Genomic DNA, 15,033 nt, shown 5'->3' on the forward strand with positions numbered 1-15,033 from the left:
ACCGGACGACGTGGTCTCCCCAGGGCGCCGTCATGCTACCGCCCGTCGCATCCCCATCGCCCTGCGTGCACGAGAACCTCCGGTCGTGGCACGGGACTTCAGCACTTTCCGGCTAGCCGGAAAGCGCGGCCGACCGCCGGTTGGCAAGCTGGGCACATGTCGCTGCGCTGTCTCCTCGTCGATGACAGCGCCCGGTTCCTGGAGGCGGCTCGCGCCCTGCTGGAACGCGGCGGCGTGGAAGTCGTCGGCACCGCCTCGACGGGCGCGGACGCCCTCTCCCAGGCCCGGGAAAAGGCCCCCGACGTCGTTCTGGTCGATCTCGACCTCGACGGCGAGAACGGCTTCGACGTCGCGCGCCGGCTGGTGGGCGACGTACCGGCGGTGATCCTCATCTCGACGCACTCCCGGGAGGACTTCCAGGAACTCATCGCCGCCAGCCCCGCACACGGCTTCCTGCACAAGTCGGCCCTGTCCGCGCGGGCGATCAGGGACGTGCTGGGCGACGACGGGCCGCCCGCACCACCGTGAGCGCACCCGGCGTGACTAGGCCACATCACATATGCCTGATGGGCGACAGGTGTTGTCGGGACTTGGTCAACACGCTTCAATGCGGGGGAACTCGGGGCGTGAACGACGGCGTACGGATGTGAAGACCCTTCTCCGGCGCCGACGGGGGCCCCGAAGCAACTCGCGTGAACGGTCTGACCAGCCGTTGTGAACATTCACAGAAAGGGCCCCTGCATGCCGCACGCCACACAGCAGGCGGACGTCGCCACCGCGGAACTGGACTCGGCCCTGCGCGGCGGCCCCTTCCATGTCGCGCTGCGCGCCGCCATCGCCGCCCGCGGACTGCCGCTGCAACGCGTCCAGCACCACCTCTCGCGCTACGGGGTCAAGGTCGGTGTCACCAGCCTGAGTTACTGGCAGCAGGGCGCCCGCCGCCCGCAGCGCCCCGAGTCGCTGCGCGCCGTACGGGCACTGGAGGAGATCCTCCAGCTCCCCGAGGAATCCCTGATCCGGCTGCTCGCCGAGGCCGAGGAACGCGCCGTGGCGCAGCGCCCGGCGGCCCGCTCGTACCGCTCCTTCGTCGAGGCCTCCGGCGTCCTGGAACAGCTGCTGGCCGGACTGGAGGCCTCGCTCGACAGCGGCCTGCACACCCTGGGGCACCACGAGCGCGTGCGCGTCGGACCGCACCGCGAGCTGGCCGGCCGCGAGTCGCACCACATCGTCCGCGCCCACCGGGACGGCATCGACCGCTTCATAGCCGTCCACTACGGAGACCCGGGCTGCACCCCGGACCGCATGACCGTGCACGCCCTGGAGAACTGCCGCACGGGCCGCGTCCGCCGCCACCACGAGACCGGCATCCTGGTCGCCGAACTCCTCTTCGGCACCCGCCTGCGCTCCGGAGATACGTTCCTCTTCCGCTACGGCGTCGAGGACGGCACCGCCGGCGTCTCCCGCGAGTACGTCCGTGACTTCGGTATCGCGGGCGGCCAGTACGCGCTCCAGGTGCGCTTCGACGAGAACGCGCTGCCGGTGCGCTGCCACCGCTTCACCCAGCACTCGGCGGCGGCCCCGCGCAGCGGCCGCCAGGAACTGCGTCTGGCGGGAGGACACCACTCGGTGCACCTCGTCGAGCCGCGGATGCGGTCGGGGATCGTGGGGATCGGCTGGGACTGGGAGTGAGCCGCCGGAGCCCGGCCGCCCTGAGGATCAGGCGGCCGGCCCCGCGACGATCTTCCCGTTCTCGGCCGTCACCTTCAGCTCCTGCAACGGCTCGGTGGCCGGCGACTGCACCACCTTGCCGGTCATGGCGTCGAACTGGCTGCCGTGGCACGGGCAGATGAGCGTCGTGCCGTCCAGCTTGTTGATGGGGCACTGCGCGTGCGTGCAGATCGTGCTGTACGCCTTGAGGGTGCCGTTCGCCGCCCGGCTGACGACCACGTTCTGATCGCGGTACAGCTTGGCGCTCCCCTTGGCGACCTCGCTCTCCGCGCCGAGGTCCACGGGCGCGGTCGGGGTCGCCGCGGCCCCTGAGCCACCGCCCGAGCAGGCGCTGAGTCCGAGCCCGGCGACGGGCGTGAGGGCCGCGCCTCGCAGGACGGTACGACGGCTCGGGGCGGGGCGGCCGGGCATGGGGGTCTCCAGCTGTTGTCGTTCGGGGTGTCCGGGCTGTTCAAGGCGCGGTGCACGGCGACGATACCCGTGGCGTTCCGCCCGCTTTGAGGTGGGTTCACCGGACGGGCGCTCACGGTACGTAAACGTTTGCGCAAGCGTTTACGCCTGGCGTCGGATGAGATACGTTCCCGACCGGAAGGCCTGCCGCATTTCAAGGCCCGCCGCACCTCGGGGAGGGGGATCCGCGATGGCCACCATGGCCGACGTCGCACGGAGCGCCGGTGTCTCCGTCGCGACCGTCTCGCACGTCCTGAACGACACCCGTCCGGTGCTGCCGGGCACCCGGCAGGCCGTGCTGACCGCGATCGAGGAACTGGGCTACACCCCCAACACCCTCGCCCGCTCCCTGGTCACGTCCCGCACCCGCTCCATCGGCCTCGCGGTGTCGGCGATCAGCAACCCGTACTTCACGGAGATCCTCCAGGGCGTGGAGGCCGGCGCCCTGGAACAGGGCTACAGCCTGCTCATCGCCGATCCGCACGACGACCCGGAGCACGAGCGCACGGTCGTCCAACTCCTGCACGAGCGCCGGGTGGACGGCATGATCGTCGCGCCGTCGGCGGCCCCGGACGCCCTGGTCGCCTACCTCGGCCGGCACTCCGTACCGACGGTGTTCCTCGACCGGGTGGTCGACGCCCCCTCGGACGACGCACCGCCCGTCGACCAGGTGTGCGCCGAGAACGTCGAGCCGACGGCCCACCTCGTCACCCACCTCGCCGGACTCGGCCACCGCCGCATCGGCCTCGTCGCGGGTCTGCCCGGGCTCAGCACCACCCGCGAGCGGATCGCGGGATACCGCCACGGCCTCGCCACCGCCGGACTCCCTTACGACGAACGGCTGTTGACGCACGGCGACTCCGAGTCGGCCGCCGCCGAGCGGGCCACCGAGAAGCTGCTGTCCCTCGCCACCCCGCCCACGGCTCTGGTCACCGCGAACAACGCGATGACCATCGGCGCCCTGCGCGCCCTGCGCGAGCGCGGCCTGTCCGTCCCCGGCGACCTGGCGTTGTGCTGCTTCGACGCCTTCACCTGGGCCGACCTGTTCGAGCCCCGGCTCACCGCGATCGCCCAGCCCAGCAAGGAGATCGGCGCCCAGGCCTTACGGCTGCTGTTGGACCGCCTCGCCTCGCCGGACCGGCCCGCCCGCGTCCTGCGCCTCCCTTGCGCCTTCGTCCACCGCACGTCCTGCGGCTGCCCCGACCCGTCCGAACAGTCCCAGAGGGGAAACATCTCGTGATCGTCGTAGCCGGTGAGGCCCTGATCGACCTGGTGCCGCAGGGCACGGGAGCACTCGCCGCCCTGAAGCCGGCGCTCGGCGGCGGCCCGTACAACACCGCCGTCGCCCTCGGCCGCCTCGGCTCCCCCACCGCCTTCTGCTCCCGCGTCTCCTACGACGCGTTCGGCGAGGCCCTGCTCGCCGGGCTGCGGCAGGCCGACGTGGACGTCCTGGACGTACAGCGCGGCCAGGAGCCGACCACCCTCGCGGTCGCCACGCTCGACGCGCACGGCTCGGCCACGTACTCCTTCTACGTCGACGGCACCGCCGACCGGCTCTTCGAGGTGCCCGCGGCGCTGCCCGCCGAGACCGAGGCGGTGTCCTTCGGCACCTGCTCGCTCGTCCTGGAGCCGGGCGCGAGTGCCTACGAGGAGCTGATGCGGACCGCGTTCGCGCAGGGCGTGTTCACCCTGCTCGACCCGAACATCCGGGCGGGCCTGATCCCCGACGCGGACGCGTACCGGGCGCGCTTCAAGAGCTGGCTGCCGTACGTGTCGCTCCTCAAGCTGTCCGAGGAGGACGCGCTGTGGCTGGGCGGCACCCCGCGCGAGTGGCTGGACGCCGGTCCCTCGGCCGTCGTGATCACCCAGGGCGGCGACGGCCTCGCCGCGTTCACCCAGGACGGCACGGTGTACCCGGTGCCGGGCGAGAAGGTCGACGTCGTGGACACGATCGGCGCCGGTGACACCGTCAACGCGGCGCTGCTGCACGGCCTGTCCGTCCGGAACGCGCTGTCCGCGGAGGGGATGGCCGTCCTGGGCCGCGATGGCTGGACCCAGCTGCTGCGGCTCGCGGCGCGGGCGGCGGCGATCACGTGCTCACGGGCGGGGGCGGAACCGCCGTACGCCTCTGAACTGGGCGTTCTGTAGAGGCTGTTGAACGCGTGTGGCGCCCTGCGGGGAGGTTCCCGCAGGGCGCCACACGCGCGTGCTCGCTGCCGGTCAGGCCTTGCGGGCTCGCGTCGTTTTCTTCGCGGGCGTGGCCTTCTTGGCAGGCACGGACTTCTTCGCCGCGACCGCCGCGGTCTTCTTGGCGGCCGTCTTGCGCGGCGCCTTCACCGGGGCCCCGTCGCTGATCCGGTCGGCGTCTAGGATCTCGCGCAGGAACTTGCCCGTGTGGCTGGCCCCCACCGCGGCGACCTGCTCCGGTGTGCCCTCGGCGATGACCAGACCGCCTCCCGCGCCGCCCTCGGGGCCCATGTCGACGACCCAGTCGGCGACCTTGATCACGTCGAGGTTGTGCTCGATGACGATGACCGTGTTGCCCTTGTCGACCAGGCCGCCGAGCACGGTGAGGAGCTTGCTGATGTCCTCGAAGTGCAGGCCGGTGGTCGGCTCGTCCAGGACGTAGACCGTACGGCCGGTGGAGCGGCGCTGGAGCTCGCTGGCGAGCTTGACGCGCTGTGCCTCACCGCCGGACAGGGTGGTCGCGGACTGGCCGAGGCGGACGTAGCCGAGGCCGACGTCCTTGAGGGTGTTGAGGTGGCGGGCGATCCCGGGGACCGCCTCGAAGAACTCCGTGGCCTCCTCGATGGGCATGTTCAGGACGTCGGCGATGGACTTGCCCTTGTAGTGGACGTCCAGCGTCTCCCGGTTGTAGCGGGCGCCGTGGCACACCTCGCACGGGACGTAGACGTCCGGCAGGAAGTTCATCTCGATCTTGATGGTGCCGTCGCCCGCGCAGTTCTCGCAGCGGCCGCCCTTGACGTTGAAGGAGAAGCGGCCGGGCAGATAGCCCCGCACCTTCGCCTCGGTCGTCTCCGCGAACAGCTTGCGGACGTGGTCGAAGACTCCGGTGTACGTCGCCGGGTTGGATCGGGGGGTGCGGCCGATGGGCGACTGGTCTACGTGCACGACCTTGTCGACGAGGTCGTCGCCGTCCACGCGCGTGTGCCGTCCCGGCACGTTCCTCGCGCCGTTCAGCTCGCGAGCCAGGTGCGTGTACAGGATGTCGTTGACCAGGGTCGACTTGCCGGAGCCGGAGACGCCGGTGACCGCGGTGAACACGCCCAGGGGGAACGAGACGTCGATGTCCTGGAGGTTGTTCTCCCGGGCGCCGTGCACCGTGAGCCGGCGGGAGGGGTCGAGCGGGCGCCGGATCTCGGGCAGCGGGATGGCCTTCTTGCCGGACAGGTACTGACCGGTCATCGACTCGTCGTTGGCGAGCAGCTCCTTCAGGGAGCCGCTGTGCACGACCTTGCCGCCGTGCTCGCCCGCGCCGGGACCGATGTCGACGATCCAGTCGGCGACCTTGATGGTGTCCTCGTCGTGCTCGACGACGATGAGCGTGTTGCCCATGTCGCGCAGCCGGACCAGGGTCTCGATCAGCCGGTGGTTGTCGCGCTGGTGCAGGCCGATGGACGGCTCGTCGAGGACGTACAGGACGCCCACGAGTCCGGAGCCGATCTGGGTGGCCAGGCGGATGCGCTGGGCCTCGCCGCCGGAGAGCGTGCCGGCCGCGCGGTTCAGCGAGAGGTAGTCGAGGCCGACGTCGACCAGGAAGCGCAGCCTCTCGTTGCACTCCTTGAGGACGCGCTCGGCGATCTTCTTGTCGCGGGCGTCGAGCTTCATGCCGCCGAGGAACTCCGCGCAGTCGCTGATCGACATCCCGGAGATCTCGGCGATCGACTTGTCCATGATCGTGACCGCGAGGACGACGGGCTTCAGACGCGTGCCGTGACAGGTGGGGCAGGGCACCTCGCGCATGTAGCCCTCGAAGCGCTCCCTGCTGGCGTCGCTCTCCGCTTCGCCGTGCCGCCGCTTCACGAAGGGGACGGCGCCTTCGAAGGGCGTCGTGTAGACCCGCTCGCGTCCGTACCTGTTCCGGTACCGAACCTCGATCTGCGTCTTGTGGCCGTAGAGCAGGGCCTTCTTGGCGCGCTGCGGGAGGCCCGCGAAGGGGATGTCGGTGCGGAAGCCCAGCGCGTCCGCGAGGGCGCCGATGAGGCGGCTGAAGTAGTCCTTGGTGTGGCCGTGCGACCACGGGTGGATGGCGCCCTCGTCCAGGGACTTGTCCTCGTCCGGGACGATCAGCTCGGCGTCGACCTCCATGCGCGTGCCGATGCCGGAGCACTCGGGGCAGGCGCCGAAGGGCGAGTTGAAGGAGAAGGAGCGGGGCTCCAGCTCCTCGAAGGACAGGTCGTCGTACGGGCAGTACAGGTGCTCCGAGTACATGCGTTCGCGCTCGGGGTCGTCCTCGGGGAGGTCGACGAAGTCGAGCACGACCATGCCGCCGGACAGCCCGAGGGCGGTCTCCACGGAGTCGGTGAGCCGGCGCTTGGCGGAGTCCTTCACCGTGAGGCGGTCGATGACCACCTCGATGGTGTGCTTCTCCTGCTTCTTCAGGACGGGCGGCTCGGAGAGCTGGATGGTCTCGCCGTCCACGCGCGCGCGGCTGTAGCCCTTGGTCTGGAGGTCCGCGAAGAGGTCGACGAACTCGCCCTTGCGCTCGCGCACCAGCGGCGACAGGACCTGGAAGCGGCTTCCCTCGGGCAGCGCCAGGACCTTGTCGACGACGGCCTGCGGCGACTGGCGCGTGATCGGCCGGCCGCACTCCGGGCAGTGCGGCTTGCCGATGCGCGCGAAGAGCAGGCGCAGGTAGTCGTAGACCTCGGTGATGGTGCCGACCGTCGAGCGCGGGTTGCGCGAGGTCGACTTCTGGTCGATGGAGACGGCCGGGGAGAGACCCTCGATGAAGTCGACGTCCGGCTTGTCCATCTGGCCGAGGAACTGGCGGGCGTACGAGGAGAGCGATTCCACGTAGCGCCGCTGGCCCTCGGCGAAGATCGTGTCGAAGGCCAGGGAGGACTTGCCCGACCCGGACAGGCCCGTGAAAACGATGAGCGAGTCGCGTGGAAGGTCGAGCGAGACATTCTTCAGATTGTGCTCGCGCGCGCCACGGACGATGAGACGGTCGGCCACGCCGGTCCGCACCTTTCTTGAGAGAAGTGACAGGGGCGGGGCCCCCGTCATTCCCAGACTAGGGGGAGCCACTGACAACGCCGGTCGGAATCCCGGCCGAGGCATAACAACCTCCGGCCTTCCAGCATGCCCGACGCCGCACCCGACGATATAGCACGTGCATTCGATTTATGGCACTGCTTCACCACCTTCACCCAAAGGTGTGGCGGGACTAGGGTCAGCAGCATGATTGATCACGCTCATGACCTGGCCTCTGTACGTGATGCGACCGAGCGAGTGCTCACCGCTGCCGCCGCACTGGACAACGGTTCCGTGGCCGCGCCGTCACGGCTTCCCGGCTGGAGCCGCGGTCACGTCCTCGCCCACCTCGCCCGGAACGCGGACGCCCTCGTGAACGTCCTGGAGGGGCGCCCCATGTACGCGACGGCGAGCGTCCGCGATGCCGACATCGAGCGCGACGCTCCTCGTCCCCTGGACGTCCAGCTCGCCGACGTGCGCGAGAGCGGGGCCCGTTTCCAGGACGCGGGTGCCGCTCCCTCGGACTGGTCCCGCACCGTGGAGCTGCGCAACGGGGTCGTCGACTCCGCGTCCCGGATCCCGTTCCGGCGCTGGATCGAGGTCGAGCTGCACCACGTGGACCTGGGGATCGGCTACGAGCTGGAGGACCTCCCGGAGGAGTTCACCCAGCGGGAGATCGCTTTCCTGGTCGAGCGGTTCGACGGGCACCCGGACGTGCCGTCGACCCACCTCACCGACGGCACGCACGCGTGGAGCACGAGCCGGTCCGCCGAGAAGCCCGACCTCACCGTCACCGGCAGCCCGGCGGCTCTGCTCGGCTGGCTTTGCGGACGCCGTGACGGGTCCGGCCTGACGGTCGACGGGGGCTCCTTGCCGACGCTGCCGCCGCTATAGGGTGACCGCCATGACGTACAGCGGCGAGGTGACGGTCGGCGGACCGGCGGATGTGCACGAGCTCACGGACCTGATGATCACCAAGATCGCGGTAGGGCCCATGAACAACAACGCCTATCTGCTGCGCTGCCGGGCCACGGACGAGCAGTTGCTGATCGACGCGGCCAACGACGCGGAGACCCTGCTCGGCACGATCGGCGAGGACGGCATCGCGTCCGTCGTCACCACCCACCAGCACGGCGACCACTGGCAGGCGCTCGCGGAGGTCGTGACGGCCACGCGCGCGCGTACGTACGCGGGCCGCGAGGACGCCGAGGGCATCCCGGTGCCGACGGACGTCCTGGTCGACGACGGCGACACGATCCGCGTGGGGCAGGTCGAGCTGACCGCGCGTCACCTCGTGGGTCATACGCCGGGTTCGATCGCGCTCGTCTACGACGACCCGCACGGGCACCCTCATGTGTTCACCGGGGACTGCCTGTTCCCGGGTGGCGTAGGCAACACCTGGAAGGACCCCGAGGCGTTCGCGAGCCTGATCCGCGACGTCGAGACGAAGATCTTCGGCACGCTCCCGGACGAGACCTGGGTCTACCCGGGGCACGGCAACGACACGACGCTGGGCGCGGAGCGCCCGCACCTGCCGGAGTGGCACGCGCGCGGGTGGTGACGGTCCGGCAGGAACCGGCGCGTGCGCGCCCCGTGTGAATCCTTCGCACGCACCGGTGTCCCGCACGCGCTCCCCACGCGCGTGGTTGCGCGGTCGACTGGAAGCAGCCCCGCTCAGGACGACGGCTCCTGCGCGGACGGGCCGCCGGTCCATCATTCCCCGCCCTCGACCGGCGGCCCCGGCGAGCGGGCCGGAATCGGCGTCCCACAGGTGCTGTTCACAAGAGCGCAACAAGCGTTCCCACTATGCGGACATTCGGGGCTGTGACCTGGACAATCAGGACGTCCGACTGTCACCCTCCCGCCATGCACCTTGCCCCTCGCGTACTGCGCCGCGCGATATCCGCCGCAACCGTAGCCCTGCTCGCCACCGCCGTCGGCTGTGCTCCGCAGCCGGAGGACAAAGCCTCGGACCAGGCCTCCGGTTCGACCGCGACCACCTGCGCCAAGGGCAAGTTGGCCACCCAGACCTCCGGCAAGCTGACGATCGCGACGGACGAGCCGGCGTACGAGCCGTGGTTCGAGGACGACAAGCCCGCCAACGGCAAGGGCTTCGAGTCGGCGGTCGCGTACGCCGTGGCGAAGCAACTCGGCTACGACAAGAGCGCCGTCGTCTGGCAGAGCGTCCCCTTCAACAAGGCCTTCGCGCCCGGCGTGAAGACCTTCGACTTCGACATCAACCAGGTGTCGATCAGCACCGAGCGCAAGAAGGCCGTCGACTTCTCATCCGGCTACTACGACGTGCGTCAGGCCGTCATCGCGCTCAAGGGCGGCAAGGCCGCCAAGGCGACGAGCATCGCGGGCCTGAAGGGCCTCAAGCTGGGCGCCCAGGTCGGCACCACGAGCCTGAACTACATCAGCGACGTGGTGAAGCCGACGCAGCAGGAGGCCGCGTTCTCCAAGAACGACCAGGCCGTCTCCGCACTCAAGAACGGCCAGGTCGACGCGATCGTCGTCGACCTGCCCACGGCCTTCTACATCACCTCGGCCGAGGTGACCAACGCCAAGATCGTCGGCCAGTTCGAGAACCAGGGCGGCACGCCCGAGCAGTTCGGGCTCGTCCTCGACAAGGGCAGCGACCTCACGTCGTGCGTCACGTCGGCCGTGAACGCCCTCCGCAAGGACGGCACACTGGCCGCGCTGGAGAAGCAGTGGCTCTCCGACGCCGTCGACGCCCCGGTCCTCAAGTGACCGTGGTGAAGGACGACTCCGGCCGGGAGGCCGCGGACGACAAGGGCGACATGCCCGGCGGGGGCGACACGTACGTCCCCTCGCAGCGGCGCCTGGACCGCGAGCGTCACAAGCGCACCCGTGCCCGGCGCGCGACCGCCATCGCCGCGGTGTCGACCCTGGTCACGGCCGTCGTCCTGTACGTGGTCGTGGTCAGCGCGCCGGGCTGGGAGCGCACCAAGGAGACCTTCTTCGACGGGCACTACGCGCGCGAGGCGTTCCCCAAGGTCCTCGAAGGGCTGTGGCTGAACGTCCGGCTGCTGCTGATCTGCGGCGTGCTGGTGCTCGTCCTGGGCATGCTGATCGCCATCGCGCGCACCCTGCGCGGGCCGGTATTCTTCCCCCTGCGGGTGCTGGCCGCCGCGTACACGGACTTCTTCCGCGGGCTGCCGCTGATCATCAACCTGATGATCGTGGTCTTCGGAGTGCCCGCCTTGCGCCTCCAGGGCGTGACCGTCGACCCCGTGTGGCTGGGCGGTGCGGCGCTGACGCTCACGTACTCGGCTTACGTCGCCGAGGTGTTCCGCGCGGGCATCGAGTCCGTGCACCCCTCGCAGCGCGCCGCGGCCCGCTCGCTGGGCCTGAGCAACCGGCAGGCGCTGCGGCACGTGGTGCTCCCCCAAGCTGTACGCCGGCAGGTGCCGCCCTTGTTGAACGATCTCGTGTCCCTCCAGAAGGACACCGGGCTCGTGTCGATCGGCGGCGCGATCGACGCCGTACGGGCGTCCGACATCATCGCGCAGCGCGCCCTGAACTACACGCCGTACATCGTCGCGGGGCTCGTCTTCGTGGCGCTGACCATCCCGATGACCCGCTTCACGGACTGGGTGACCGCGCGGATGGACAAGCAGCGCGCCCAGGGAGGCACGACATGAGCACCGACACCACCTCGCCCGTGCTGCGCATGGAGTCCGTCCGCAAGACCTTCGGCACGTCGGTCGTCCTGCGGGACGTCGACCTGGAGGTCCCGCAGCACACGGTGACCGCGCTGATCGGCGCCTCAGGCTCCGGCAAGTCCACGCTGCTGCGGTGCGCGAACCTCCTGGAGGACATCGACGACGGCGCGATCTGGCTGGACGGCGAGGAGATCACCGACCCGCGCGTCGACCCGGACGCGATACGGCGCCGTATCGGCGTGGTGTTCCAGGCGTACAACCTGTTCCCGCACATGACGGTCCTGGAGAACATCACCCTGGCCCCGCGCCGGGTGCACGGCGTGTCCCGTGCGGAGGCCGAGGCACACGCGCGTGAGCTGCTGGAGCGGCTCGGGCTCGGGGACAAGGCGGGCGCCTACCCGGACCGGCTGAGCGGTGGTCAGCAGCAGCGGGTGGCGATCGTGCGCGCCCTGGCCGTACGTCCCCGGCTGCTGCTCTTCGACGAGATCACCGCCGCGCTCGACCCCGAGCTGGTCGGTGAAGTGCTCGCCGTGGTGCGGGACTTGAAGGACGAGGGCATGACCATGGTGCTGGCCACGCACGAGATGGGCTTCGCCCGGGACGTCGCCGACCAGGTCTGTTTCCTGGACGGAGGGGTCGTCCTGGAGCGCGGCACGGCTCAGCAGATCTTCGGCGACCCGCAACAGGAGCGCACGCGGCGCTTCCTGCGACGGATCGTGGAGGCGGGCCGTCTGTGACGGGGCGTCTGTAACTGGTGGTCTGTAAGGGGCGTGCGCTTGGAGGCCGGTGCTTACGTGTCGGCCTTCCCCGCGCCCGCCAGCGCGGCGACCCGCTCCACGCCGAACACGTACCCCTGCACACCGCACCCCGCGATGACACCGTCGGCGCGCAGCGAGACGTACGAGTGGTGCCGGAACGACTCGCGCTGGTGGATGTTGGAGATGTGGACCTCCACCACCGGCAGCCCGTCACAGGTGTTGAGGGCATCCAGGATCGCGACCGAGGTGTGCGAGTAGGCGGCCGGGTTGATCACGATGCCGCAGTGGTTCAGCCGCGCCTCGTGGATCCAGTCGACCAGTTCACCCTCGTGGTTGGACTGCCGGAAGTCCACCGTGCCGCCGAGCCCCGCCGCCGCCTTGACGCACAGCGCCTCGACGTCGGCGAGCGTGTCGGAGCCGTAGATCTCCGGCTGCCGCTGGCCCAGGAGGTTCAGGTTGGGGCCGTTGAGGATCATGATCGGGGCGTTGGCCAGGGTGCGGGGCACGGTTCCTCCGGTCCGTTCGGACATGTCGTTCGAGGCGGGGCCGCCGGTCGACGGCCGCTGCTCGGACCCGGTCTATCACGACCCCTCCGCACCAGCGCACGCCCCCGTAACCGTTGCTCACTGTGGGTAGTTGACGCGGCATGCACGATGTACGCACCGTAAGACCCCCTTCCATGCTGCGCCTCGCGGCCGCCTCGCTCGCCGGGACCGCGATCGAGTTCTACGACTTCTTCGTCTACGGCACGGCGGCGGCCCTGGTCCTCGGCCCCCTGTTCTTCCCGACGTTCTCGCCGGTGGCGGGGACACTGGCCGCCTTCGGGACGTTCGGGGTGGGTTTCGTGGCGCGCCCGCTGGGCTCGATCCTGTTCGGGCACTTCGGGGACCGGCGCGGACGGCGGCCGGTCCTCGTCGCCTCGCTGCTGCTGACCGGCGCCTCGACGGTCGCGGTCGGCTGCGTACCGTCGTACGGCTCGATCGGGGTGGCCGCTCCCGTGCTCCTCCTGGTGCTGCGTTTTCTGCAGGGGCTGGGGCTCGGCGGGGAGTGGGGCGGTGCGGTGCTGCTCACCGCCGAGCACGCGCCGGCCGGGCGGCGCGGATTGTGGTCGAGCTTTCCGCAGGCCGGGCCCGCGGTGGGGTTCCTGCTGGCCAACGGCGTGATGCTGGCGCTGTCGGCGACCCTGACGGATGCCCAGTTCGCGCACTGGGGCTGGCGGGTGCCGTTCTGGGTGGCCGGGGTGCTGGCCCTCGGTGGGCTGTGGCTGCGCTCGTCGCTCGCGGAGAGCCCCCGGTTCCTCGAAATCGACGACCACGCGCGCGTGCCGCTCGCCGAAGTGGTGCGCGAGCACTGGCGGTTGGTGCTGCTGACCGCCGGGGCCCTGTCGGTGGGGTACGCCATCTTCTACTCGGTGACGACGTGGTCCCTCGCCTACGGCACGGAGCGGCTCGGGGTCGGCCGTACGGAGATGCTGGCCTGCATCATGGCCGCCGTGGTGGTGAAGGGTTCGCTCACCCCCGTGATGGCGCTGCTGAGCGACCGCTACGGGCGCCGGACGCTGTGTCTGCTGGGGTGCACGGCCGCCGCGTTGTGGATGTTCCCGATGGTCGCGCTGCTCGCCACGGGTGCGCCGCTGCTGATGTTCCTCGGGTTCCTGGGGGCGCTGCTCGCGTTCGTGACGATGTTCGCCGTGCTCGGCGCGTACCTGCCGGAGCTGTACGAGCCGCGGGTGCGCTGCACGGGCGCCGCCGTCGGCTACAACCTCGGCGGGGTCCTCGGCGGCGCGCTCACCCCGATCGTGGCGACGGCGCTCGCCGAGCACAGTGGGCGCGTCCCCTGGGGTGTCGGCGCCTATCTGACCGGGGTCGCCCTGCTCAGCCTGGGCTGCTTCGCGCTGCTGCCGGAGACCCGGCCGGTGGGGGCGGTGGCCGCGGAGCCGGTCACCGGGTGAGGGCTCGCGCGGCGGGGGGACGTAAGGCAGCAGGAGACGTAAAGGCTTGCGTAAGCGTTTACGTGCCGTCCGGAACGCCTCGCGCACGGAACTCAGCGCGTTACGGATTGATCGCCAGCTCCAAGTACGCCGCGAACAGCACCAGATGGACTCCGCCCTGGAGCGGTGTCGCCCGGCCCGGTACCACCGTCAGCGAACTCACCACGATCGTCAGGGCGAGCAGCACCATGTGTGTGGAGCCGAGGCCGAGGACGAGCGGGCCGGAGAGCCAGATGGACGCGAGGGCGACGGCGGGAATGGTGAGGCCGATGCTGGCCATCGCGGAGCCGAGCGCGAGGTTGAGGCTGGTCTGCACCCGGTCGCGGCGGGCCGAGCGCAGGGCGGCGATGGTCTCGGGGAGCAGCACGAGCAGCGCGATGATCACGCCGACGACTGCGTGGTGCAGCCCGGCCGCCTCGACGCCGGACTCGATGGTCGGTGAGACGCCCTTGGCCAGTCCGACCACGCCGATCAGGGCGAGGCCCAGCAGGCCCAGGCTGATCAGGGCGGTGCGGGCGGAGGGGGCGTCCGCGTGGTGGTCCTGGGTGATCGCCTCGCCCTGCCGGGAGACCGGCAGGAAGTAGTCGCGGTGCCGCACGGTCTGCGTGGCCACGAAGAGGCCGTACAGGGCGAGCGAGGAGAGCGCGGCGAAGGTGAGCTGGGCGCCGGAGAACTCCGGGCCCGGCTTGCTGGTGGTGAAGGTCGGCAGGACCAGACTGAGCGTGGCCAGGGTCGCCACGGTGGCGAGGGCGGCGCCGGTGCCCTCGGGGTTGAAGACCGCCGTGCCGTGGCGCAGCGAGGCGACGATGAGGACCAGGCCGACGATGCCGTTGCAGGTGATCATGACGGCCGCGAAGACGGTGTCCCTGGCGAGGGTCGAGCTTTTGTCGCCGCCGTCGGCCATCAGGGTGACGATCAGGGCGACCTCGATGATCGTGACAGCGACGGCGAGGACGAGGGAGCCGAAGGGTTCCCCGACCCGGTGGGCGATCACCTCGGCGTGGTGCACCGCGGCCAGCACGGCGCCGGCGAGGACCACGGTCACCAGGGCGACGACCACGGCGGGCAGATCCTTGCGCCCCCAGGTGAAGACCAACAGGACGGCCGCGAGCACCGGTACGAAGGTCGTCCACCGGTTGGTGAGCGACCTGAGCCGAGTGATCATGAAGCGATCCTCGCAGAGGCGTACGGGCCCCGCACTCCG

Annotated in this window: 14 protein-coding genes; 10 read left to right on the top strand and 4 right to left on the bottom strand. The window is 70.5% G+C overall.

The window, feature by feature from the left end:
- The first annotated feature begins 156 nt into the window (after positions 1-156).
- Together ACGFY9_RS08425 and ACGFY9_RS08430 are read left to right on the top strand one after the other, a co-directional pair.
- Positions 157-528, top strand: a complete 372-nt coding sequence (locus ACGFY9_RS08425; RefSeq protein WP_393752971.1) for a response regulator — start codon at positions 157-159, stop codon at positions 526-528.
- A 213-nt stretch (positions 529-741) separates the two neighbouring features.
- On the top strand, positions 742-1,689 hold the full coding sequence (locus ACGFY9_RS08430) for a hypothetical protein (RefSeq protein ID WP_393752972.1): 948 nt from the start codon (positions 742-744) through the stop codon (positions 1,687-1,689).
- A 27-nt stretch (positions 1,690-1,716) separates the two neighbouring features.
- Here ACGFY9_RS08430 and ACGFY9_RS08435 read toward each other — a convergent pair whose 3' ends face one another.
- Positions 1,717-2,139 (bottom strand): Rieske 2Fe-2S domain-containing protein, encoded by a 423-nt coding sequence (locus tag ACGFY9_RS08435; RefSeq protein WP_393752973.1) that lies wholly within the window; start codon positions 2,137-2,139, stop codon positions 1,717-1,719.
- Positions 2,140-2,368: 229 nt separating this feature from the next.
- Between ACGFY9_RS08435 and ACGFY9_RS08440 the strand changes: the two genes are divergently transcribed.
- Together ACGFY9_RS08440 and ACGFY9_RS08445 are read left to right on the top strand one after the other, a co-directional pair.
- A complete protein-coding gene (locus ACGFY9_RS08440) occupies positions 2,369-3,418 on the top strand; it encodes a LacI family DNA-binding transcriptional regulator (RefSeq protein ID WP_393752974.1) in 1,050 nt (349 codons plus the stop codon).
- Positions 3,415-4,326, top strand: coding sequence for a carbohydrate kinase (locus ACGFY9_RS08445; protein WP_393752975.1), 912 nt, complete (start codon positions 3,415-3,417; stop codon positions 4,324-4,326). Before ACGFY9_RS08440 ends, ACGFY9_RS08445 begins: the two co-directional genes overlap by 4 nt.
- A gap of 72 nt (positions 4,327-4,398) precedes the next feature.
- Here ACGFY9_RS08445 and uvrA read toward each other — a convergent pair whose 3' ends face one another.
- A complete protein-coding gene (uvrA, locus tag ACGFY9_RS08450) occupies positions 4,399-7,377 on the bottom strand; it encodes an excinuclease ABC subunit UvrA (RefSeq protein ID WP_393752976.1) in 2,979 nt (992 codons plus the stop codon).
- Between the two features lie 225 nt (positions 7,378-7,602).
- Here uvrA and ACGFY9_RS08455 point away from each other — a divergent pair, with 225 nt between their 5' ends.
- The 5 genes from ACGFY9_RS08455 to ACGFY9_RS08475 all read left to right on the top strand — a co-directional run bounded on the left by ACGFY9_RS08455 (position 7,603) and on the right by ACGFY9_RS08475 (position 11,818).
- Positions 7,603-8,289, top strand: coding sequence for a maleylpyruvate isomerase family mycothiol-dependent enzyme (locus ACGFY9_RS08455; protein WP_393752977.1), 687 nt, complete (start codon positions 7,603-7,605; stop codon positions 8,287-8,289).
- A gap of 10 nt (positions 8,290-8,299) precedes the next feature.
- A complete protein-coding gene (locus tag ACGFY9_RS08460) occupies positions 8,300-8,956 on the top strand; it encodes an MBL fold metallo-hydrolase (protein WP_393752978.1) in 657 nt (218 codons plus the stop codon).
- A gap of 305 nt (positions 8,957-9,261) precedes the next feature.
- Positions 9,262-10,146 (top strand): ABC transporter substrate-binding protein, encoded by an 885-nt coding sequence (locus tag ACGFY9_RS08465; protein ID WP_393752979.1) that lies wholly within the window; start codon positions 9,262-9,264, stop codon positions 10,144-10,146.
- Positions 10,143-11,060 carry an amino acid ABC transporter permease gene (locus tag ACGFY9_RS08470; protein ID WP_393752980.1) on the top strand — a complete coding sequence of 306 codons (918 nt, stop codon included), beginning with the start codon at positions 10,143-10,145 and terminating at the stop codon, positions 11,058-11,060. The genes ACGFY9_RS08465 and ACGFY9_RS08470 overlap by 4 nt, the downstream gene beginning before the upstream one ends.
- Positions 11,057-11,818 (top strand): amino acid ABC transporter ATP-binding protein, encoded by a 762-nt coding sequence (locus tag ACGFY9_RS08475; protein WP_393752981.1) that lies wholly within the window; start codon positions 11,057-11,059, stop codon positions 11,816-11,818. The genes ACGFY9_RS08470 and ACGFY9_RS08475 overlap by 4 nt, the downstream gene beginning before the upstream one ends.
- A gap of 53 nt (positions 11,819-11,871) precedes the next feature.
- On the opposite strand, the gene aroQ is transcribed toward ACGFY9_RS08475, so the two are convergent.
- Entirely contained in the window at positions 11,872-12,345 is a 474-nt protein-coding gene (gene aroQ / locus ACGFY9_RS08480) for a type II 3-dehydroquinate dehydratase (protein WP_393752982.1), read from the bottom strand.
- 173 nt (positions 12,346-12,518) lie between these two features.
- On the opposite strand from aroQ, the gene ACGFY9_RS08485 reads away from it, so the two are divergent.
- The gene (locus ACGFY9_RS08485) at positions 12,519-13,790 is read left to right on the top strand and encodes an MFS transporter (RefSeq protein WP_393752983.1); all 1,272 of its coding nucleotides are present in this window, start codon (positions 12,519-12,521) and stop codon (positions 13,788-13,790) included.
- Positions 13,791-13,890: 100 nt separating this feature from the next.
- Here the strand turns inward: ACGFY9_RS08485 and ACGFY9_RS08490 are convergent, their stop codons facing one another.
- Positions 13,891-14,994 (bottom strand): calcium:proton antiporter, encoded by a 1,104-nt coding sequence (locus ACGFY9_RS08490; protein WP_393752984.1) that lies wholly within the window; start codon positions 14,992-14,994, stop codon positions 13,891-13,893.
- Positions 14,995-15,033 lie beyond the last annotated feature (39 nt).

It is taken from the genome of Streptomyces sp. NPDC048504, from assembly GCF_043200035.1.
Classification (GTDB): domain Bacteria; phylum Actinomycetota; class Actinomycetes; order Streptomycetales; family Streptomycetaceae; genus Streptomyces.